The organism is Streptosporangium sp. NPDC002607 (genome assembly GCF_053592655.1).
Genome location: NZ_JBSFWD010000005.1, coordinates 110,608 through 130,998 on the forward strand (window position 1 = coordinate 110,608; position 20,391 = coordinate 130,998).

General features: G+C 70.4%; 18 protein-coding genes. 6 read left to right on the forward strand and 12 right to left on the reverse strand.

Going from position 1 to position 20,391, the window contains the following annotated elements; translation table 11 throughout:
- Positions 1 to 15: 15 nt before the first annotated feature.
- The 5 genes from nirD to ACWD3H_RS07755 all read right to left on the reverse strand — a co-directional run bounded on the left by nirD (position 16) and on the right by ACWD3H_RS07755 (position 7,998).
- A complete protein-coding gene (gene nirD, locus ACWD3H_RS07735) occupies positions 16 to 369 on the reverse strand; it encodes a nitrite reductase small subunit NirD (protein ID WP_350919161.1) in 354 nt (117 codons plus the stop codon).
- A 92-nt stretch (positions 370 to 461) separates the two neighbouring features.
- Complete coding sequence (gene nirB / locus ACWD3H_RS07740) at positions 462 to 2,909, reverse strand: nitrite reductase large subunit NirB (RefSeq protein WP_451954437.1); 2,448 nt, start codon at positions 2,907 to 2,909, stop codon at positions 462 to 464.
- Positions 2,910 to 3,028: 119 nt separating this feature from the next.
- Positions 3,029 to 4,435, reverse strand: coding sequence for an FAD-dependent oxidoreductase (locus ACWD3H_RS07745; RefSeq protein WP_355553976.1), 1,407 nt, complete (start codon positions 4,433 to 4,435; stop codon positions 3,029 to 3,031).
- The gene (locus tag ACWD3H_RS07750; RefSeq protein WP_451954438.1) at positions 4,432 to 6,513 is read right to left on the reverse strand and encodes a molybdopterin oxidoreductase family protein; all 2,082 of its coding nucleotides are present in this window, start codon (positions 6,511 to 6,513) and stop codon (positions 4,432 to 4,434) included. The genes ACWD3H_RS07745 and ACWD3H_RS07750 overlap by 4 nt, the downstream gene beginning before the upstream one ends.
- 165 nt (positions 6,514 to 6,678) lie before the next feature.
- Complete coding sequence (locus ACWD3H_RS07755; protein WP_451954439.1) at positions 6,679 to 7,998, reverse strand: MFS transporter; 1,320 nt, start codon at positions 7,996 to 7,998, stop codon at positions 6,679 to 6,681.
- A gap of 463 nt (positions 7,999 to 8,461) precedes the next feature.
- On the opposite strand from ACWD3H_RS07755, the gene def reads away from it, so the two are divergent.
- Both def and ACWD3H_RS07765 read left to right on the forward strand, forming a co-directional pair.
- Entirely contained in the window at positions 8,462 to 8,938 is a 477-nt protein-coding gene (gene def / locus ACWD3H_RS07760) for a peptide deformylase (RefSeq protein WP_343961111.1), read from the forward strand.
- A 213-nt stretch (positions 8,939 to 9,151) separates the two neighbouring features.
- Positions 9,152 to 9,355 (forward strand): cold-shock protein, encoded by a 204-nt coding sequence (locus ACWD3H_RS07765; RefSeq protein WP_030904638.1) that lies wholly within the window; start codon positions 9,152 to 9,154, stop codon positions 9,353 to 9,355.
- Positions 9,356 to 9,568: 213 nt separating this feature from the next.
- On the opposite strand, the gene mshC is transcribed toward ACWD3H_RS07765, so the two are convergent.
- From mshC to ACWD3H_RS07790, 5 genes are all read right to left on the reverse strand, one after another.
- Entirely contained in the window at positions 9,569 to 10,792 is a 1,224-nt protein-coding gene (gene mshC / locus ACWD3H_RS07770; RefSeq protein WP_451954440.1) for a cysteine--1-D-myo-inosityl 2-amino-2-deoxy-alpha-D-glucopyranoside ligase, read from the reverse strand.
- A gap of 90 nt (positions 10,793 to 10,882) precedes the next feature.
- Positions 10,883 to 11,611 (reverse strand): NRDE family protein, encoded by a 729-nt coding sequence (locus tag ACWD3H_RS07775; RefSeq protein WP_451954441.1) that lies wholly within the window; start codon positions 11,609 to 11,611, stop codon positions 10,883 to 10,885.
- Positions 11,612 to 11,703: 92 nt separating this feature from the next.
- Positions 11,704 to 12,465: an SCO1664 family protein gene (locus ACWD3H_RS07780; protein WP_355553994.1), complete on the reverse strand. Its 762-nt coding sequence runs from the start codon at positions 12,463 to 12,465 to the stop codon at positions 11,704 to 11,706.
- Positions 12,462 to 13,034, reverse strand: coding sequence for a DUF3090 domain-containing protein (locus tag ACWD3H_RS07785; RefSeq protein ID WP_451954442.1), 573 nt, complete (start codon positions 13,032 to 13,034; stop codon positions 12,462 to 12,464). Before ACWD3H_RS07785 ends, ACWD3H_RS07780 begins: the two co-directional genes overlap by 4 nt.
- A gap of 9 nt (positions 13,035 to 13,043) precedes the next feature.
- Complete coding sequence (locus ACWD3H_RS07790; protein WP_451954443.1) at positions 13,044 to 13,745, reverse strand: histidine phosphatase family protein; 702 nt, start codon at positions 13,743 to 13,745, stop codon at positions 13,044 to 13,046.
- A gap of 65 nt (positions 13,746 to 13,810) precedes the next feature.
- Between ACWD3H_RS07790 and ACWD3H_RS07795 the strand changes: the two genes are divergently transcribed.
- Both ACWD3H_RS07795 and ACWD3H_RS07800 read left to right on the forward strand, forming a co-directional pair.
- Positions 13,811 to 14,755: an aldo/keto reductase gene (locus ACWD3H_RS07795; protein ID WP_350919132.1), complete on the forward strand. Its 945-nt coding sequence runs from the start codon at positions 13,811 to 13,813 to the stop codon at positions 14,753 to 14,755.
- 177 nt (positions 14,756 to 14,932) lie between these two features.
- Positions 14,933 to 15,826, forward strand: a complete 894-nt coding sequence (locus ACWD3H_RS07800; RefSeq protein WP_451954444.1) for a hypothetical protein — start codon at positions 14,933 to 14,935, stop codon at positions 15,824 to 15,826.
- A 65-nt stretch (positions 15,827 to 15,891) separates the two neighbouring features.
- Here ACWD3H_RS07800 and fabI read toward each other — a convergent pair whose 3' ends face one another.
- The gene (fabI, locus tag ACWD3H_RS07805) at positions 15,892 to 16,656 is read right to left on the reverse strand and encodes an enoyl-ACP reductase FabI (protein ID WP_343961094.1); all 765 of its coding nucleotides are present in this window, start codon (positions 16,654 to 16,656) and stop codon (positions 15,892 to 15,894) included.
- Position 16,657: 1 nt separating this feature from the next.
- Entirely contained in the window at positions 16,658 to 17,362 is a 705-nt protein-coding gene (locus ACWD3H_RS07810) for a beta-ketoacyl-ACP reductase (protein WP_350919126.1), read from the reverse strand.
- 76 nt (positions 17,363 to 17,438) lie between these two features.
- Here ACWD3H_RS07810 and ACWD3H_RS07815 point away from each other — a divergent pair, with 76 nt between their 5' ends.
- Positions 17,439 to 18,938, forward strand: a complete 1,500-nt coding sequence (locus ACWD3H_RS07815; RefSeq protein ID WP_451954445.1) for a TldD/PmbA family protein — start codon at positions 17,439 to 17,441, stop codon at positions 18,936 to 18,938.
- A 62-nt stretch (positions 18,939 to 19,000) separates the two neighbouring features.
- Positions 19,001 to 20,368 carry a metallopeptidase TldD-related protein gene (locus ACWD3H_RS07820; protein WP_451954446.1) on the forward strand — a complete coding sequence of 456 codons (1,368 nt, stop codon included), beginning with the start codon at positions 19,001 to 19,003 and terminating at the stop codon, positions 20,366 to 20,368.
- Positions 20,369 to 20,391: the final 23 nt, after the last annotated feature.

The following is a 20,391-nucleotide window of genomic DNA, read 5'->3' on the forward strand; positions in this document are numbered from 1 at the left end:
CGGCCGCCTGCGGGCTCACCCCGTGCCCACCTCCACCGTTTCGCCGGTGAGGCGGACCGGGTAGGTCGGCACGGCCGTCGCGGGGTCGTCCAGGCACACCCCCGTCGCAAGGGAGAAAGCCTGCTTGTGCATGGGGGAGACCACCACCGGCTCGCCGGCCCTGGTGCCCATGATCCCGCGGGACAGGACGTGGGCACCGCTGAACGGGTCACGGTTGCCGATCGCGAACAGGGTGCCGTCGAAGGCGCGGAAGAGCGCGATCTGGCGACCACCGACGAGCGCGCACACGCCACGCTCGGGCAGCAGGTCCGGGTAGGAGCAGACCGGCGTCCAGCCGGCCTGCTCCAGCTCTTCGCTCAGGGCGGTCATCGGTGAGTGCCTCTTCTCGGGATGTCGGCGGTGGCAGGCCGGAGCGGGCCTCCCACCGCGTCGGCGGGGGATGTGGGACATGGGGCGGCTGGTCAGGAACGGACCACCTCCAGTGGGATGAGGACCGGTTTCACCTGGTCACGCTGGGGTTCGAAGGCGATCGAGGGGTCCGGCGTGCCGGGGGCGTTGATGAAGGAGACGAACCGCCGTAACCTCTCCGGGTCCTCGATCGTGGCGCGCCACTCGTCGGCGTAGCCGGCCACGTGCCGCTCCATCTGCGCCTCCAGGTCGGCGCAGATTCCGAGGGAGTCCTCCAGGATGACCTCCCTGACGTAGGCCGGCCCCTGTGCCTCCAGCCAGGCGGAGGTGCGCTGCAGGCGGTCGGCGGTACGGATGTAGAACATCAGGAACCGGTCGATGACGCGGACCAGTTCCTCGGTGCCCAGATCGGAGGCGAACAGGTCGGCGTGGCGCGGGCTGAAGCCGCCGTTGCCGCCCACGTAGAGGTTCCAGCCTCGCTCGGTGGCGATGACGCCGAAGTCCTTGCCCCTGGCCTCGGCGCACTCGCGGGCGCAGCCGGAGACCGCCGACTTCAGCTTGTGCGGCGAGCGCAGCCCCCGGTAGCGCAGCTCCAGCGCGATGGCCAGGCCGACGGCGTCCTGCACGCCGTACCGGCACCAGGCCGAGCCCACGCAGGACTTCACGGTGCGCAGTGCCTTGCCGTACGCGTGCCCGGACTCGAAGCCCGCGTCCACCAGGCGCTTCCAGATCAGCGGAAGTTGCTCCACGCGGGCCCCGAGCAGGTCGATCCGCTGCCCGCCAGTGATCTTGGTATACAGGCCGAAGTCGCGGGCCACCTCGCCGATCACGATGAGCCCGTCCGGGGTGATCTCCCCACCGGGGACGCGCGGCACCACCGAGTAGGTGCCGTTGCGCTGGATGTTGGCCAGGAAGTGATCGTTGGTGTCCTGCAGGGCGGCCTGCTCTCCGTCGAGGATGTGGCCGCCGCCGAGCGAGGCGAGGATCGAGGCGACCACCGGCTTGCACACGTCACAACCGCGCCCGGCGCCGTGCTCGGCGATCAGCTGGGAGAACGTCGTGATGGCGCGCACCCGGACGATGTCGAACAGCTCCGCCCTGCTGTACGCGAAGTGCTCGCACAGAGCCTTGGAGGGTTCGACGCCCGATTTGACGAGAATCTGGTTGAGCATCGGGACGCAGCTGCCGCAGGTGGTGCCCGCGCGGGTGCAGCCCTTGATCCCGGCGACGTCGGTGAGGCCGTGGTCGGCGATGGCGGCACGCACCTGGCCCTTGGTGACGTTGTTGCAGGAGCAGACCTGCGCGTCGTCGGGAAGCTCCACGCTCGCCGGGCCACCGCTGAACAACAGCTCGCTCGGCGATCCCGGCAGATCGCGGCCGACGAAGGGCTTCAGGGTGTTGTACGGGGTGGCGTCGCCGACGCAGATCCCGCCGAGCAGGGTGCGCGCGTCGTCGCTGACGAACAGCTTCTGGTAGACCCCGCCCACCGGATCCATGAAGGTCACGTCCAGCGCGCCGTCCATGGCGCCGAACTGGGCGACCTCCACACCGAGCAGTTTGAGCTTGGTGGAGAGATCCGCACGGGTGAAGACCGCCCCGCCGCCGAGGATGCGGTCGGCGGCGACCTCGGCCATCGTGAAGCAGGGGCCGACCAGCCCGTAGACCACGCCCTCGTGCGACGCGCACTCGCCGATCGCGTAGATCGCCGGGTCGGCGGTGCGCATCCGGTCGTCCACGACGATCCCACCGCGCCCGCCAACCTCCAGCCCGGCCTGCCTGGCCAGTTCGTCACGGGGCCTGACCCCGGCGGAGAAGACCACGATCTGCGCCTCGACGGTCTCCCCGTCCGGCTTGACCAGGCCCGCCACCCGCCCGTCCGGGCCCGCGACGATCTCCTGCACACCCGCCTCGGTGTGCACCCTCAGGCCGAGCCCCTCCACGTGACCGCGCAGCACCGCGCCGCCGCCCTCGTCGACCTGGCGGGGCATGAGCCAGCCGCCCATCTCCACCACGTGCGTCGACAGGCCCAGGCCGCGCAGGGCGTCGGCGGCCTCCAGCCCCAGCAGCCCGCCGCCGACCACGACGCCGCTCGTGGCGGCCGAGGCGGCCTCCCTGATCGCGTCGAGATCGTCGATCGTGCGGTAGGTGAAGCAGCCGTCCAGTTCCCTGCCCGGCACCGGCGGCACGAACGGGCTGGACCCGGTGGCCAGCACCAGCACGTCGTACGGCTCGCGATGGCCGTCCGCGGTGGTGACCTCCTTCGTCCGCCTGTCGATGTCGACGACCCTGGACGACAGGCGCGGCACGACTCCCTCCGGCACCGGGTAGGTGAGATCCTCAACGCTTCTGCCCACCAGGTAGGAGGTCAGCGCCACCCGGTCGTAGGCCGGTCTGGGCTCCTCCCCCAGCACCGTGATCCGGCCCGTGAACCCCTTGGCGACCAGGGCCTCGACCAGCCGGTGCGATGTCGGTCCGTTTCCCACCACGACAAGTCGTGACATGATCGCGCTCGCCCTTCCGTCCGCTCCGTCTGCCCGTCCCCGATGGATCGCCCCGCTCACCGGGCGGGGCGGCTCCGTGTCCGTCCGGCGCCCGGCCGTTCCCTCGCCTCCAGCGCCGGTCACGCCGAGACTCCTTCCTGCTCGCAGAGCCAGCCGACGATGCCCTCGACCGCGTCGCGGCAGCCGCCGCAGCCGGTGGTGGCGCGGGTGGCGGCGGCCACGGCCGTGACGTCCCTGGCGCCCGACTCCCAGCAGGCCCTGATCTGCCCCTTGGTCACGTCGTTGCACTGGCAGACCTTCGCCGCGTCCGGCATCCTGACCGGGCTCTCGGCTACCGCGTTGCCCTGCAGACCGGGGAAGAGCAGACCGGCCCGGTCTCCCGGCAGCGGCCCGCCCCGGTCGAACAACTGGGTGAGGTTGCCCACCGCCGACGTCTCACCGAGGAGGATCACGCCGACCAGGCGGCCGTCGCGGATGACGAGCTTGCGGTAGGTTCCCGCCGCCCGGTGGCTGAACCGCACGACCTCTGCGTCGTCCTCGGTCAGGTGCGTCTCGCCCATCGCGGCCAGTTCCACGCTCCTGGCCTTCAACCGGGTCACCAGCCGCGATCCCCGGTATCGGGCGGCCTTGTCGGCCCCCGTGACGATGTCGGCGACCACCGCGGCCTGCTCCCAGGCGGGCGCGACCAGCCCGTAGACCCTGCCCCGGTGCTCGGCGCACTCGCCGATCGCGAAGATCGACGGGTCGTCGGTGCGCATCTCGTCGTCGACGACGATCCCGCGCGCCACCTCCAGCCCGGCCTCGCGAGCCAGCCCGGTCACCGGGCGGACCCCGCAGGCGAGCACCACCAGATCGGCCTCGACCGTCTCGTCTCCCGCGAGCCGCACACCGTCGTCGAGGATCTCCTCGACCACGACGCCGGTCCTGGTCCTCACCCCCAGCCCGCCCAGGGTCTGGCCGAGCACCAGCCCGGCCTCGGCGTCCAGCTGACGGTCCATCAGGTGCCCCGCCAGGTGCAGCAGCGTCACCGGCAGGCCGCGCCCGGCCAGGCCACGCGCCGCCTCGACTCCGAGCAGACCACCTCCGATCACCACGGCGTGCCGCGCCGCGCCGGCGGCCCGCAGGATCCTCCTGCAGTCGTCCATCGTGCGGAACGTGACGGCCCTGCCCGCCGCACCCGGTACCGGCGGCACGACCGCCGCGCTGCCTGTCGCCAGCACGAGGACGTCGTACGGCTCGCGCCTGCCCGTGGCGGTGAGCACGGCCCGGTTCTCCCGGTCCACGGCGGTCACCTCGACCCCGGACAGCGCCGTCACCGAATGATCGGCGTACCAGGCCGGGTCGAGTAATCGCACCTGGTCGGGCGGCATCGTCCCGGCCACGACGTTCGACAGCAGCACGCGGTTGTAGGGCTGCGACTCCTCGGCCCCGAACACGGTCAGCCCGACGTGCCGGTCACGGGCACGGATCTCGCTCACCAGACGGGCGCCCGCCATCCCGTTGCCCACGACCACGATCCGGGTCATCCGGCACGCTCCACTCTGACCGCGCAGACCTTGAACTCCGGCATCCTCGACACCGGGTCCAGCGCGGGGTTGGTGAGCAGGTTGACGCCCGGCCAGTGGAACGGCATGAACACGGTGTCCTGCCGGATCGCCGGATTGACCCTGGCCGGCGCCTCGGTCGCGCCGCGCCGGCTGACCACCCGCAGCATCTCCCCCGGGGCCACGTCCAGGTGCTCGGCGAGGTCGGGGTGGAGTTCCACGAACGCCTCGGGTGCCGCCATGTTCAGTGTGGCGATCCGCCGGGTCTGCGCACCGCTCTGGTAGTGCGCGAGCACCCGTCCCGTCGTGAGATGGAGCGGATACTCCGGGTCGACGTCCTCCTCGGGCGGACGGTGCTCGACCGGTACGAACCGGGCGCGCCCGTCGGGCGTGGCGAAGCCGTCCAGGAAAGGCCGGGGAGTACCCGGGTGATCCTCGGCCGGGCAGGGCCAGAACACCCCGGTCTCGGCGGCGATCCGCTCATAGGTGATGCCGGCGTAGTCGGCGATCCCACCTGCCGAGGCCCGGCGGAGCTCATCAAAGACCTCGCGCGGATCGGTGGGGAAACCCTCGGCTCCGGCTGTCCCGCGAAGTCTCGTGGCGAGCCCCCGGAGAATCTCAAGGTCGCTCCGCACCCCTGACGGCGGGGCGGCCGCCTGGCGGCGGAGCAGCACCCGGCCTTCCAGATTCGTCATGGTGCCGCTCTCCTCGGCCCACTGGGTGGTGGGCAGCACGACGTCGGCCGTCGCGGCGGTCTCCGACAGGACCAGGTCCGAGACCACGAGCAGGTCCAGTGAGCCGAGCCGCTCGGCGACGTGCCCGGCACGCGGCGCGGAGACCAGCGGGTTGGAGCCGAACAGCAGCAGCGCCCGGGGGCCGCCGCCGGCGCCGAGCGCGTCCAGCAGTTCGTAGGCGGAGCGGCCGGGTCCCGGCAGGTCACCGGGGTCGACGCCCCACACGGCGGCGACGTGGGCGCGGGCCGCCGGATCATCGATCCTGCGGTAGCCGGGGAGTTGGTCGGCCTTCTGCCCGTGCTCGCGGCCTCCCTGCCCGTTGCCCTGCCCGGTGACGCAGCCGTAACCCGACCCCTCGCGCCCCGGCAGCCCGAGGGCGAGCGCGAGGTTGACGAACGCGCTGACGGTGTCGGTGCCCTTGGCGTGCTGCTCGGCGCCGCGCCCGGTGAGGATCGCCGCCCGGCTCGCGCCCGCGAGGATCGCGACCGCGTCGCGCATCCGGGCGACCGGAACACCGGTGATCCGTTCCACCCGCTCGGGCCACCAGGCCGCGACCGAGGTGCGGACCGCGTCGAACCCGCTCGTCCTGGCGGCCACGTACGCCTCGTCGACATCACCTTCGGCGACCACGATGTGCAGCAGGCCCAGGGCCAGCGCCAGGTCGGTGCCGGGGGTCGGCTGCAGGTGCAGGTCGGCCTGCCGGGCGGTCGCGGTGACCCGCGGGTCGATGACGATCAGCCGGCCGCCCGCCGCGCGCATCGCGGTGAGGTGACGGACGAACGGCGGCATGGTCTCGGCCACGTTTCCGCCCGCGATCAGGACCGCGTCGGCACGGGCGAGGTCGGTGATCGGGAAGGGCAGACCACGGTCCATCCCGAAGGCTCGGTTGGTGGCCGCGGCGGCCGAGGACATGCAGAACCGGCCGTTGTAGTCGATCTGGCTGGTCCGCAACACCACCCGGGCGAACTTGCCGAGCAGGTACGCCTTCTCGTTGGTGAGGCCGCCGCCGCCGAACACGGCCACGCCGTCGGGGCCGTGTTCGGCCTGGACGGCACGTATCCGGTCGGCGACAAAGCCGAGCGCCTCGTCCCAGCCGACCTCCTCGCCGTGCAACAGCGGGGTGGTCAGCCGCTCGCCGGTGAGGAGCTCACCGGCGGTCCAGCCCTTCTGGCACAGTCCTCCCGCATTGGCCGGGACGTCGTGACGCGGAGTGATCGTGACGGTCTCGTCCACCGCGACGTTCATGCCGCACTGCAGAGCGCAGTAGGGGCAGTGCGTCGCCGTCCCACCCTTCACAGGTGTCTGGGGGGGAAGTGAGACCGGCATGGGTCCGATGGTGCTTTCAGGCGGTTTCACCGTGAGGTCTCCCCTGTTACCGATGTGCTACAAGCCACTAACCGTGTTCACATTCGCAATGAGGTGGATGTGAGTTATCCGTCGGCCAGGCCGGTGCCGGATGTGAGCACGGCGGGTGCCGGGCCTGGCCGGCGCTCACACCCGGGCCGCCGCCAGGCTCGGCACACTGCCTGCGGCACGCAGGTAACAGGCCCAGGTGATGACCGCGCACACCAGGTAGAAGGAGGCGAAGGAGGCCAGTGCGGCCCCCGCCCCGCCGGTCGCAGCGATGGAGCTGCCGAATCCGCGGTTGATGAAGAACCCGCCGAAGGCACCGATCGCGGAGATGATTCCGATGGCCGCGGAGGCGTCCCGCTTCCCGACGGCCACGGCGGCGTCGTGAGCGGCCGTGCCCGGGGTGACGCCCGCGACCGCCTTGGCCCGGAAGATCGCCGGAATCATCCGGTAGGTGGAGCCGTTGCCGATACCGGTGGTGGCGACCAGGAGCATGTAGGCACAGAAGAACAGCGCGAAGCCGCGCTGGGACAGCCCCTGCCAGACCAGCACCGCCGCGCCCGCCATCGCGGCGAAGTTGACGAACGTCACCCGCGCCCCGCCGAGCCGGTCCGACAGCCAGCCGCCCGCCGGGCGGACCAGGGAGCCGAGCAGCGGGCCGAGGAAGGCCAGCCAGACCAGCGAGGCCTGCTCGGGAAACTGGCTCTTGATGAGCAGTGGGAACGCGGTGGAGTAGCCGATGAAGGAGCCGAACGTACCGATGTACAGGACTGACATGATCCAGGTCTGGACCCGGCCGACGACCTTCAACTGGTCCGCGGGACTGGCCTTGGCCGAGGTCAGGTTGTCCATGAAGAAGTAGGCGCCCACCGCGGCGGCCAGGATGAAGGGAATCCAGAACAGCCCCGCGGCGGCCAGCCCGAACGCCCCGATCACCAACGGCATGAGAAGTTGGACGGAACTGACCCCGATGTTGCCGCCGGCCGCGTTGAGCCCGAGCGCGGCCCCCTGCCTGTCCCGGGGATAGAAGTGGGTGATGTTGGCCATGCTGGAGGCGAAGTTGCCGCCGCCCAGCCCCGCCGTGGCCGCGATGGCGAGGAACACCCAGTAGGGGGTGCCGGGGTCGCCGACCGCGACGGCCAGCAGCACCGCGGGCACGAGCAGGAGCAGGGCGCTGACCACCGTGAAGTTCCGGCCGCCGAACCTGGCCGGGGCGAAGGTGTACGGGATGCGCAGCGCCGAGCCGACCAGGTTGGGCAGGGCGACGATCCAGAAGAGCTGGTCGGTGGAGAAGTCGTAGGAGCCGAGTTGCACGGCCACGATGCTCCAGACGGTCCACAGCGTGAACCCGAGGTGCTCGGCGAAGATGGAGAAGACCAGGTTCCGCCTGGCCACCTTCCGGCCGTGCTCCTGCCAGAAATCCGGATCGTCGGGCCGCCAGTCGCTGATCCAGGGCCTCATCGTCTGTCCTCCTGTGGTTTCGGGGGGCTTCGATCTCCGAAACTAGGAGGGCGGCGTTACGCACATTCACTGTCTGTGATGGTGCACCGGTTACACGTAACTAACCCTGGAAATACGCAATGCACACGCCGCACACTCGCAACACTCCGGAAACCCAGGGGGCGGGAAGCCGGCGACCGTTCGGTCACGAACACGCTCTGTCACGATCCCGCGCCCCCAGGGTAGCGGCGCGGCCGGCTCCTGGAGTGTGATCGCGCTCACGCTCACGCCGCCCAGAGATGCGGGGAGAGGCCGAACGCTCGTGGAGCCGATGTGGCCTGAAGCGAGAGAACGCTCATGCCGTAAGGCGTGGGCCGGTCGGAGCGCGCCTACCGAAGCACACTCACAAGTAACGGCAATGGTTGAGCCGGCGCGACAACGGGAACCGTCACCGGTGCCGATTCATCCGCCTCGGGGAGTGCGCGTGGCCGTCCAGCCAATCCGACTGTTCGACGATCCCGTGCTGCGCACGGTGGCCGAGCCCGTGACCACCTTCGACCGCGCGTTGCGCGTCCTGGTGAAGTCGCTCCAGGCCACGATGCGTGCCGGCACGGGCCGCGCGGGACTCGCCGCCCCGCAGATCGGCGTCCCGCTCAGGGTCGTCGTCTACGAGTTGGACGGCAAGTCCGGCCACCTGGTCAACCCGCGCCTGGAACTGTCCGAGCGGAGGATCGTGGCCGACGAGGCGTGCCTGTCCGCCCCCGGCCACTGGTGGCCACTGGAACGCTCCTACATGGTCACGGCCCGCGGTCGTGACATGTTCGGCAAACCCGTCACCGTCCGGGCCCTGGGCATGCTGGCCCGCGTTCTCCAGCACGAGGCCGATCACCTCGACGGCACCCTCTTCATCGACCGCCTCCCCGAGGAGGAGCGGGAACGCTTCCTCGCCTCGATCTCTTGACTTGCACACCCCACAACTGTCCGATAGAGTGTTGCAGTTGCAGTCGTAGTTCTCAGCTTAGCCTTATCATCTCAAGTGCTTATGAGAAGTCCGCCGACAGCGGACGTTACAGTTTCTCCGGATGGTTTCCGCGGGTGCATGGTAGGGTCCGCAACGCAGCCCCGTGCCGCCGACCTGGTGGTTCGGTGAGGCTCCCAATGAGGAGAAGTAGTTTTGTCTGAGGGCACCGTTAAGTGGTTCAACGCCGAAAAGGGCTTCGGATTCATCGCACCGGATGACGGCACCGCCGATGTCTTCGTGCACTACTCGGCTATCAACTCCAGCGGCTACCGCAGCCTGGAGGAGAACCAGCGTGTCAGCTTCGTCACCACGCAGGGCCAGAAGGGCCCGCAGGCCGACAAGGTCGAGCTCATCTGACCTGGTTTGACCTCAAAGGCTTCGGGCTGAGCCCGCACCGCGCAAGCGGTGCGGGCTCAGTCATTTTCCGGCCCCTGCTCCCCCGCCGGGGAGTGCCCTCCAGGCGGCCGCCCGAAGAGCACTGACCTCAGAGCGGGCAGGGCGGCTCTCAACGCGGCTCTCAACGCCGCCGAGAGCCCCGGGCAGCGCCAGAGAGGGCCGGACGCCCCGCCTTCAGAGCGCGACTCCGAGCAGCGCGTCCGCGATCCGCCCGACAAGGAGCGGCGCGCCCGGGTCGCTGCCGCCCTCCGACAGGGCACGCTCGGCCCAGTCGTCGATGACCGCGAGGGCGCCGGGAGCATCCAGGTCGTCGGCCATCCGGGCACGGACCCTGTCGAGCACGACACCGGCGTCGGGGCCGGTCTGCAGGCCCGCCGCCGAGCGCCAGCGCGCCAGCCGCACCTCCGCCAAGGCAAGCTGGTCGGAGGTCCACTCCCAGTCGGAGCGGTAGTGATGCGCCAGCAGGGCCAGCCGGATGGCCATCGGATCGGTCTCCCCGCGCAGGCGGGAGACGAAGACCAGGTTGCCCTTCGACTTGGACATCTTCTCGCCATCCAGAGCGACCATGCCCGCGTGCACGTAGGCCTTGGCGAAAGGCCACTCGCCACACGCCACGTGGCCCTCGTGGGCGCCGCACTCGTGGTGCGGGAAGATCAGGTCGGAGCCCCCACCGGCGACGTCGAAACCACTGGACAGGTTCGCCAGAGCGATCGCGGTGCACTCGATGTGCCAGCCGGGCCTTCCCTGACCGAACGGCGAGGGCCAGGACGGCTCCCCCGGGCGCTCCGCACGCCAGAGCAGCCAGTCGAGCGGGTGCTTCTTGCCTGGGCGGTCCGGGTCCCCTCCGCGCTCGCCGAACAGGGCGAGCATCTGCTCCTCCGGGTAACCGGAGACGGCACCGAACTTGGGGGCCGCGGCCACGTCGAAGTAGACGTCACCCTCCAGGTCGTAGGTGGCGCCCTTGTCACGCAACAGCTCGATCAGGGCCGCGACCTGGTCGATCACCTCGGTCACGGCGACGTAGTCGCGCGGCGGGAGGATGCGCAGCGCCTCCATGTCCGACCGGAACAGCTCGATCTCGCGCTCGGCGAGGTCACGCCAGTCGATGCCGGTCTGCTCCGCGCGTTCCAGCAGGGGGTCGTCGACATCCGTGGCGTTCTGGGTGAAGTGCACCTCGTGCCCGGCATCTCGCCAGGTCCGGTTGACCAGGTCGAAGGCGAGGTAGGTGTTGGCGTGGCCCAGATGGGTGGCGTCGTAGGGCGTGATGCCGCAGACGTACATCCGTGCCATGGGATCCGGCTTTGTCGGGACGACATCTCGCACGGCGGTGTCGAAAAGCCGCAGCGGGACACCGGCACCGGGAAGCCGAGGAACCTTCGGCGCAGACCACGATCTCATAAAGTGAGCCTATCGAGCAGACAGACCACCCCGATCAGCTCGGGGTGGCGGATACAGAGGCATTCGTCTCAACTCCGCGAGGCACCCAGATCATTCCGTGCGGACTTCGCGGAAGGCACCCGGATCACGGGGGGCGGCGGTGAAGTCGTAGCGGACGCCGCCCGGCGCCAGGGCGAGCAGGGTGACGGAGAGAGAGCCGAAGATCCGCCCGTCGGGCAGCTCATGATGAATGATCATGGACCGGAGGTCCTCGGGGGGAATCCCCGCCCCGGTGGCGAGTTCCCGCCACTCCTCCCAGGGGCCGTCGAGCTCCGTGGGACGGCCGGCCTTTGCGAACAGGGGGCGGAAGAACGCGACGCGCTCGTTCTCCTCACCGCGTTCCCAGCCGCTGTTGACGATCATGTGGGTTCCCGGAGGAAGGACGTCTCGCTCCAGCGCGGTCCCATCCCAGTGCCACAGGCAGGCCCCGGTGGGATCGGCGCGCAGCAGGTGGAAGGGGTCATAGCGGTCAAGGTCGCTCTCCACCGGCCGGCCTCCGGCGGCCGCCAGGAGCGGGAGGTCACCGCGTGAGCGGCGCGTCTCCTCCGGGGCGAGCACGCCGTGCCCGTTGAGAAGGGCCCCGACCCTCCTGGCCCGGGGGTCGACGGCCAGCCAGGTGCCGCCGCCCTGAAGGTCTCGACCGCCGATCAGGCCGGGCCGGTCCTTGTGCCAGTGTCCCGCCGGCGGAACCCAGGGACGGCCGGTGAACTCATCACGCACCCCGACCACGATCAGGGGGATCTCGGCGCTCGGATCGATGCTGACGACAACCGTGCACATGCCCGGAGGCTACGCCTCCGCCACGAGCGGGCGCGGAGCGGGGTCCTTCGCCGGCAAGGAGTCCGAGGTCACGGCACCTGCCATCCGGGGGCTCAGATCGGCGGCCACGGGATCGCCGGCCACTCCTTGGAGGGGAGGGGGTGCAGGCCGGTGTCGAGAAGCCTGCGGACCCGCGACCAGGTCGCCTCGACCTCGGGGAGGGTGAGGAGTTCTCGGAGGCGGCGGCCGAGCCGCCCCTGCTCCAGGTCGCGTTCGAGGCGGGTCAGGACGTTCATGGCCTCGCGGGACAGGGGCTTGCCGCGCCACTGCCAGAGCACGGTGCGGAGCTTGTCCTCGGCGGAGAAGGAGACCCCGTGATCGACCCCGTAGACATGGCCGTCGGCGAGCGGCAGCAGGTGGCCACCCTTGCGGTCGGCGTTGTTGACGACGGCGTCGAAGACGGCCATCCGCCGCAGCGAGGGCTGGCGACTGCGGATCAGCACCATCAGGTCGATCTCGGGGTCGGTGTCGATCCAGAGCTGGCACATTCCCGGGCCGAACGGGCCGTCCCGGTAGACGGTGGGCGGCACGATCCGCCAGCCGATCGCCGCGGAGACCTCGTAGGCGGCGACCTCGCGGGCGGCCAGGGTCCCGTCGGGGAAGTCCCAGAGCGGGCGCTCCCCCCGTACCGGCTTGTACACACAGGCCGCCGCGAGCCCGCCGAGCCGGACCGAGCAGTAAAGCGTCATGTTGGTCGCCTCGACCAGGCGACCCGCCACATCCAGCCGTCCGTCACGGAGCAGACGCATCGCGGTCTCGTCATCCAGCCCCGCGGCCGGCGCCGTACTCAGCGTCGGCTCGCTCTCAGCGCTCATTCGCCTCCTCCACCAGATGAAGCGCTACTACCCCGGTAACCGTTGAGCCGCACACAAATATGCCCTTCGGCATCGAGAGGCTGGGCGCAGAGCGGGCAGGGCGGACGCCCGGCGGCGACGAGTGCCATGGCCCGCTTGGTGAAGGCCCTGGCGGTGCTTGGGCTGATGTGCACGCGCAGCACCGTGAGATCGGCGGGCGAGGACGGCTCGAACTCCTCCTCGACCCCGGCCTCCTGGGCCTCGATGACCACCTGGTCGGCCTCGGGGTCCCAGGCCAGGGCCATGGTGCCGACGCGGAAGTCCTCACTGATCGGCACGTCGAGAGGGGCGTTGTCGGCCAGCGCGGCCGGAGCGACGGCGGGCACCGGGACACCGGCCTCGCCGCGCCGCAACACCTCGTCGAGCAGCTGGTCGAGGCGGTCGGCCAGCGCGGCCACCTGGAACTTCTCCAGCGCCACGGTGGTCAGCCTGCCCTGTCCCCGCGCCTGCAGGAAGAAGGTTCGTGAACCCGGTTGCCCCACGGCACCGGCCACGAATCTCTCGGGTGGATCGTAGTCGAAGACCGGCATAGCCCGACCTTACGTGGTCCCGGATCCGCCGCCGACTGCGGCATCACTCCCGGTGGGATTTTCTCCCCCGTCCTCGCCTTCCGAACCCTCCGCGAGGCGCAATCCAGCCATATCCCCACCCGTGTCGTTGAGCCTGAGCACGAAGGGGCGCAAGGGGGTGTAGCGAATGACGGTGAGCGAGGCCGGATCAGCGGTTATCCGTTGGAACTGGTCCAGATGCAGCCCCATGGCGTCGGCCACGATGGCCTTGATCACGTCTCCGTGGCTACAGACGAGGTAGACCGCCTTCGGGCCGAGACGCTCGTTCCATTCCCTGACCGCCGCCACGGCGCGGTACTGGACGGCCGGCAGGGATTCTCCCCCGGGGAACGTCACCGCGCTCGGATGGGCCTGCACCACCGGCCAGAGGGGGTCCTTGACGAGTTCGGCGATCGGGCGGCCCGTCCAGTCACCGTAACGGCACTCGCCGAAGCGCTCATCGGTCAGTACCTCCGCCCTCTGTCGCCCCTCGGCGACCGCCTGCGCGGTCTCCTGACAGCGTTCCAGCGGGCTGGAGACGATCGCGTCGAGTTCCAGCGAGGTCAGCCGGGTGGCGAGGGCCTTCGCCTGGGCCTGTCCCGCGTCGCTGAGGTGAACATCCGGGGTCCATCCCGCGAGGACCGGACCGGTGAGGTGGGTAAGGCCGTGTCTGGCCAGCAACAAGGTCGTCACGCGGGCAAGTCTTGCAGCCCTCACTCCACTACTTTTAAGTGGCCGAGCGGTAATCTGGCCGGATCATGGAGCAGCGCTATGTGGGCCGGAGCGGCTTGTCGGTGTCCCGCCTGGGACTGGGGACGATGACGTGGGGGCGTGACACCGGCGCCGAGGAGGCCGCGGCGCAGCTCCGCATGTTCGCCGAGGCCGGCGGCACGCTCATCGACACCGCCGACGTCTACACGGGCGGCGACGCCGAACGGCTGCTCGGGCGGCTGCTGCGCGACTCGGTGCCGCGTTCGGAGCTGGTGCTGTCCACCAAGGCCGTGCTCACCCCCGCCGGGCGCAGACCCCGCGACGCCTCAAGGAAGCACCTGGTCGCCGCGATCGACGCCTCCCTGACCCGCCTGGGCGTCAACGAGGTCGACCTGTGGCAGCTGCACGCCTTTGATCCCGACGTCCCGCTGGAGGAGACCCTGGCCGCCGTGGACGCGATCGTGTCCTCCGGGCGGGCCGCGTACGCCGGGGTGTGCGACTACGCGGGCTGGCAGCTGGCGACCGCCGCCGTGGGGCAACGGGCGGTTCCAGGGCGGGTGCCGATCGTCGCGGCCCAGGTCGAGTACTCGCTCCTGGCCAGAGAGGCCGAGCGCGAGCTGATCCCCGCCGCCGAGCATGTCGGCGCCGGGGTGCTCGCCTGGTCACCGCTCGGGCGCGGGGTCCTCACCGGCAAGTACCGCACGGGCATCCCCGCCGACTCTCGGGCCGCCACCCCGCACTTCGCCGATTTCGTCACGCCCTACCTCGACGAGCGGTGCCGCCGGGTCGTGGAGTCGGTGACGACCGCCGCCGAAGGGCTTGGCGTCTCGCCGCTGTCGGTGGCCCTGTCGTGGGTACGCGACCAGCCGGGGGTGGCCTCCGCCATCGTCGGCGCCCGCACCCACGCGCAGCTGTCCGGGGTGCTCCAGGCCGAGGACCTGGCGTTGCCCGTGGAGATAAGGGAAGCACTCGACGACGTGTCGGCCGACTGAGACGCCCAGGACGGAAACCGAACGAGAATTCGCCTCGCGTATCACTAGTCGATACCGAATAGCAACTTTCCGTGAAAAAACCGGGCCCCCCCCACAAGACTGTCGAACAGGTGGCGGGGGCACCCGGATGTCGGCAGCACATCACGGCCGATATCCGACCCGGGGGAAGGGAGACGAGTGCGAACCGCGATGTCGGCAGGCGCACTGGCGCTGGTGCTGGGCAGCGGGATCCCGGCGGTCTCGTCGGTGGACACCGCCCGGGAGGACACCGTCACGCAGGTGGACGACTGCGATCACGGAGGGCTGCTGGGCACCGTGACGGGCGGGATCTGCCGGACCGTGGACAACGTGGTGAGCGGCATCACGGGCGACACCTCCCCGCTCGCACCCCTGCTGGCCCCGCTCTCGTCCTCGCCCGCCGGTGACGACACCGCCGGCACCACGGCTCAGACGCCCGCTGCCGAGAAGACGTCCCCCATCGGGGAGGAGGCACCGGCCACCTCGGCCGCCGAAACCCGGCCCGCAGGGGGCAAGGAGACCCCCTCCGGCAACGGGCCGCGCCCCGATGATCCCACCGGCACCTGCCGGCCCACGGCAGCCTCCCCCAAATGCCCGGACCCGTCGGAGAGTCCCCTCTCTCAGGAGGCGGCCCGGCCCAAGCCGTCGCCGAGCCCCTCGCGCGACCACGGCCACCGGCCCGCGCGGAAGGAACCGGTGCCGGTGCCGACCGGCCGGACGCGACAGCCCTCACGGTCGCCGTATCCGGAGGCCGACACACCCACGATCGACGTGGACGCGCCGGTGACCTCCGAGCCGTCACCCGTGGTCGACGCCGAGGCACCCCGGGTGGAACTGCTCTGGCCGGCCCCGCTGATGCAGGAGTTGCAGCGGCAGATGTCAAACGAACGGCCGGTGACGCCCAGCCGGTCATCCGACACGGCGGGCACCGTGCTCACCACCGCGGTGCTCATTCTGGCCATCCTCGCGGTCCGCCTGCTGTACAGCAGGCGGAAGGTCAAGGAGTCGATCCCCTTCGAGCCGGTGCCACCGGGCCATCACCGGGTGGCCTAGCCCCCTGCTCTCTGGATCTTTTGCCCACCTCGGTCACGGGCGCCACCTGACCCGCGGGACAGGATCTAGGCTCCGATGGCGTGCACGCCGCCGTCGACATGGACGATCTCACCGGTCGTGGCGGGGAACCAGTCCGACAGCAGGGCGACACACGCCTTGGCCGCCGGAATCGGGTCGTTGATGTCCCAGCCGATCGGGGCCTTGGCGGGCCAGCTGTCCTCGAACTCGCCGAAGCCGGGGATGCTCTTGGCGGCCATGGTCCGGAGCGGACCCGCCGCGACAAGGTTGACCCGGATGCCGTGCTTGCCCAGATCGCGGGCCAGGTAGCGGGAGCAGGACTCCAGGCCGGCCTTGGCCACCCCCATCCAGTCGTACACCGGCCAGGCCTTGGTGGCGTCGAAGTCGAGGCCGACGATCGCGCCGCCCTCCTTCATGAGCGGGAGCGCGGCCACCGCGAGCGACTTGAACGAGTAGGTGGAGACCTGGACGGCGGTCGCCACGTCCTCCCACGAGGTGTTCAGGAAGTTGCCGCCCAGGGCGGTCTGGGGGGCGAACCCGATGGCGTGCACCACGCCGTCCAGGCCGCCGAGGTGTTCGCCGACCCGGTCGGCCAGGGAGTCGAGGTGCTCGGTGCTGGTGACGTCGAGTTCCAGCACCGGCGGCGGCTCCGGCAGGCGCTTGGCGATGCGCTCGACCAGGCTGAGCCGGCCGAAGCCGGTGAGCACGATCTGGGCGCCCTCCTGCTGGGCCAGTTTGGCCACCGAGAAGGCGATGGAGGAGTCGGTGAGCACCCCGGTGACGAGAAGCCGCTTGCCTTCGAGAATTCCCACGTCAGTGCCCCATTCCAAGGCCACCGTCAACGGGGATGACAGCCCCCGTGATGTAGGCGGCGTCCTCGCCGGCCAGGAATCTGACCACGCGTGCGATCTCCTCAGGGCTGGCATAGCGGCCCAGGGGGATGTTCTTCCTGATCTGCTCTTGGTAGGACTCGTCGAGCTCGGCCGTCATGTCGGTCTCCACGAAACCGGGGGCGACCACGTTGACCGTGATGTTGCGCGAGCCCAGCTCCCTGGCCGCCGACCGGGCGAAACCGATCATCCCGGCCTTGGAAGCGGCGTAGTTGCTCTGCCCCGCGGAGCCGAGCATGGCCACCACCGAGGAGATCAGCACGATCCGCCCGCGCTTGAGCCGCAGCATGCCGCGGGTGGCGCGCTTGGCGACCCGGTAGGCGCCGGTCAGGTTGGCGTCGATGACATCGGTGAAGGTCTCCTCCTTCATCATCGGCAGCAGCGTGTCCTTGGCGATGCCCGCGTTGGCGACGAGCACCTCGACCGGGCCGTACTCGGCCTCGACCTTCGCGAACGCGGCGTCCACGTCGGCCGTGCTGGTCACGTCGCAGCGCACGCCGAACAGCCCCTCGGGGGGCTGTCCGGAACGGTAGGTCACGGCGACGGCGTCGCCGGCCTGGGCGAGTTCGCGGGCGATCGCGAGGCCGATGCCGCGATTGCCGCCGGTTACGAGAACAGATCGAGCCATGGTCAGACGGTATCGGCTACTTGGGGGTAACCCTCTTGTCCGGGAAGGACAAGATCACGGGGTTAGGATCGTTGACATGCGCCAGATCGACTCCGACTTTCTCGCCCTGCCGCTGCGGCGGCTGGCGGACGCGGCCCTGCAACGCGCTCGGGACCTGGGCGCCGAGCACGCCGACTTCCGGCTGGAACGCATCCGCGGAGAGACCGTACGCCTGTCCGACGCCGCACTTGAGGGCTCCATCGACGCCGACACCCTCGGCTATGCCGTGCGGGTCGTCAAGAACGGCACCTGGGGCTTCGCCGGAGGCATCGAGCTCACCCCCGAGGCGGCCGTCCGCGTCGCCGAGCAGGCGGTGGAGGTGGCGCTCGTCTCGGCGGCGATCAACCGCGAGCCCGTCGAGCTGGCGCCCGAGCCGGTTCACTCCGACGTCACCTGGGTCTCCTCCTACGAACTCGACCCGTTCGAGGTGCCGATGCGCGACAAGGCGGAGTTGCTCGCCGGCTGGTCGCGCGGCCTGCTGACAGATCCCGGGGTGGACCACGTCCAGGCGTCGCTGATGCAGGTCAAGGAGCAGAAGTTCTACGCCGACACGGCGGGGACCTCCACCACGCAGCAGCGGGTGCGCGTCCACCCCCAGCTGGAGGCGATGAGGGTGCTGGACGGCCGCTTCGACTCGATGCGGACGCTCGCCCCGCCCGCGGGCCGGGGGTACGAGTACCTCACCGGCACCGGCTGGGACTTCCCCGGCGAGCTGGCGCGCATTCCCGAACTCCTTGATGAGAAGCTCAAGGCCCCCTCCGTCGAGGCCGGCCCCTACGACCTGGTGATCGACCCGTCGAACCTGTGGCTGACGATCCACGAGTCGGTCGGGCACGCCACCGAACTCGACCGCGCCCTCGGCTACGAGGCGGCGTACGCCGGGACGAGCTTCGCCACCTTCGACCAGCTCGGCAAGCTGGTGTACGGCTCGCAGGTGATGAACGTGGTCGGCGACCGCACCGTCGAGCACGGCCTGGCCACGATCGGCTACGACGACGAGGGCGTGGCGACCAGGGAGTTCGACATCGTCTCCGGCGGCGTACTGGTCGGCTACCAGCTCGACCGGCGGATGGCGCTGCTGAAGGGCCTGGGCGCTTCCAACGGCTGCGCCTTCGCCGACTCCCCCGGCAACACCCCGATCCAGCGCATGGCGAACGTGTCGCTGCGACCGGCGCCCGACGGTCCCACCACCGAGGAGCTGATCTCCGGCGTCGACCGGGGCATCTACGTGGTGGGCGACAAGAGCTGGTCCATCGACATGCAGCGTTACAATTTCCAGTTCACCGGTCAGCGGTTTTATCTGATCAAGAACGGCAGGCTCGCCGGGCAGTTGCGCGACGTCGCCTACCAGGCCACGACCACCGACTTCTGGCGGTCGATGGCGGCGGTCGGCGGGCCGCAGACGTACGTGCTCGGCGGGGCGTTCAACTGCGGCAAGGGGCAACCGGGCCAGGTCGCCCCGGTCAGCCACGGTTGCCCGTCGGCGCTCTTCCGAGGCGTGCGCGTCCTCAACACCGCCCAGGAGAGTGGCAGTTGAGCGCGTACGGCGAGCGGGCGGATGAAGGTGGCGGCCGGGCGAGCCGGCAGGAGAGGAGCGGGATGAGCCCCCAGGAGATGATCGAGAAGGCTCTTGAGCTCTCCACGGCCGACGAGGTCGTTGTGATCGTGGACGAGGGGTCGAGCGCCAACCTGCGCTTCGCGGGCAACACCCTCACCACCAACGGCGTGTCCCGCTCCGCGCAGCTCACCGTGATCTCGATCGTGGGGCGGGGTGTGGGCGTGGTGTCACGGGCGGCGGTCCGCCCCGACCAGCTCGACGACGTCGTGGCGGCCGCCGACCACGCCGCGGAGGACGCCCAGCCGTCCGAGGACGCCCGGCCGCTGCTGGAGGGCACCCGATCCGATGGCTGGGACGACCCGGCCGAGCCGACCTCGATAGGGGTGTTCGGCGCCTTCGCCCCCGCCCTGGGCGAGGCCTTCACCGCGGCCGAGGCGAGCGGGCGCAGGCTGTACGGGTTCGCCGAGCACACGGTCACGACGACCTTCGTGGGCACCTCCACGGGCACCAGGCTGCGGCACACCCAGCCCACCGGCCGCCTGGAGCTCAACGCCAAGTCCTTGGACATGAAGCGCTCGGCATGGACGGGCGTGTCCACCCGCGACTTCTCCGACGTCGACGTGGCGGCTCTGGACGCCACGCTGGCCCGGCGGCTCGAGTGGGCGAAGAACCGTGTCGACCTGCCCGCGGGCCGGTACGAGACGCTGCTGCCGCCGACGGCCGTGGCCGACCTGATGATCTACCTGTACTGGACGGCCGGAGCCCGCGACGCCCTGGAGGGACGCACCGTCTTCTCCAGACCCGGCGGCGGCACCCGCGTCGGCGAGGTCCTCTCCGAGTCGCCGATCCGCCTGTACGGTGACCCCGCCGAGCCGGACATCGAGTGCCCGCCGTTCGTGGTGGCGCACGCCTCCAGCCGGGAGAGCTCGGTGTTCGACAACGGGCTGCCGCTGGCGGCCACCGACTGGATCTCCGACGGCAGACTGGCCAACCTGCTGCAGACCCGGCACTCCGCCGAACTGACCGGCCTGCCGGTGACCCCGGCCATCGACAACCTGATCATGCGAGGCCCCGGGGGCGGCCGGTCGCTGGAGGAGATGATCGCCTCCACCGAGCGCGGCCTGCTGCTCACCTGCCTGTGGTACATCCGCGAGGTCGACCCGCAGACGCTGCTGCTGACCGGCCTGACCCGCGACGGCGTCTACCTGGTGGAGAACGGCGAGGTCGTGGGCGAGGTGAACAACTTCCGCTTCAACGAGAGCCCGGTGGACCTGCTCCGCCGCCTCACCGAGGTCGGCGCCTCCGAGCAGACCCTGCCGCGCGAGTGGAGCGACTACTTCAACCGCGCGATCATGCCGGCGATCCGGGTGCCCGATTTCAACATGTCGACGGTCAGCCAGGCCAGCTAGGCCCTGTCTGGCAGACCGTGCCG

What these genes read in the sequence shown, in the direction of transcription:
- ACWD3H_RS07750 (WP_451954438.1), bottom strand. Translation starts at nt 6,513, where the DNA reads ATGCCGGTCTCACTTCCCCCCCAGACACCTGTGAAGGGTGGGACGGCG.
- mshC (WP_451954440.1), bottom strand. Translation starts at nt 10,792, where the DNA reads ATGAGATCGTGGTCTGCGCCGAAGGTTCCTCGGCTTCCCGGTGCCGGT.
- ACWD3H_RS07820 (WP_451954446.1), top strand. Translation starts at nt 19,001, where the DNA reads ATGAGCCCCCAGGAGATGATCGAGAAGGCTCTTGAGCTCTCCACGGCC.
- ACWD3H_RS07795 (WP_350919132.1), top strand. Translation starts at nt 13,811, where the DNA reads ATGGAGCAGCGCTATGTGGGCCGGAGCGGCTTGTCGGTGTCCCGCCTG.
- ACWD3H_RS07745 (WP_355553976.1), bottom strand. Translation starts at nt 4,435, where the DNA reads ATGACCCGGATCGTGGTCGTGGGCAACGGGATGGCGGGCGCCCGTCTG.
- ACWD3H_RS07755 (WP_451954439.1), bottom strand. Translation starts at nt 7,998, where the DNA reads ATGAGGCCCTGGATCAGCGACTGGCGGCCCGACGATCCGGATTTCTGG.
- nirD (WP_350919161.1), bottom strand. Translation starts at nt 369, where the DNA reads ATGACCGCCCTGAGCGAAGAGCTGGAGCAGGCCGGCTGGACGCCGGTC.
- ACWD3H_RS07815 (WP_451954445.1), top strand. Translation starts at nt 17,439, where the DNA reads ATGCGCCAGATCGACTCCGACTTTCTCGCCCTGCCGCTGCGGCGGCTG.
- ACWD3H_RS07810 (WP_350919126.1), bottom strand. Translation starts at nt 17,362, where the DNA reads ATGGCTCGATCTGTTCTCGTAACCGGCGGCAATCGCGGCATCGGCCTC.
- ACWD3H_RS07775 (WP_451954441.1), bottom strand. Translation starts at nt 11,611, where the DNA reads ATGTGCACGGTTGTCGTCAGCATCGATCCGAGCGCCGAGATCCCCCTG.
- ACWD3H_RS07785 (WP_451954442.1), bottom strand. Translation starts at nt 13,034, where the DNA reads ATGCCGGTCTTCGACTACGATCCACCCGAGAGATTCGTGGCCGGTGCC.
- nirB (WP_451954437.1), bottom strand. Translation starts at nt 2,909, where the DNA reads ATGTCACGACTTGTCGTGGTGGGAAACGGACCGACATCGCACCGGCTG.
- ACWD3H_RS07780 (WP_355553994.1), bottom strand. Translation starts at nt 12,465, where the DNA reads ATGAGCGCTGAGAGCGAGCCGACGCTGAGTACGGCGCCGGCCGCGGGG.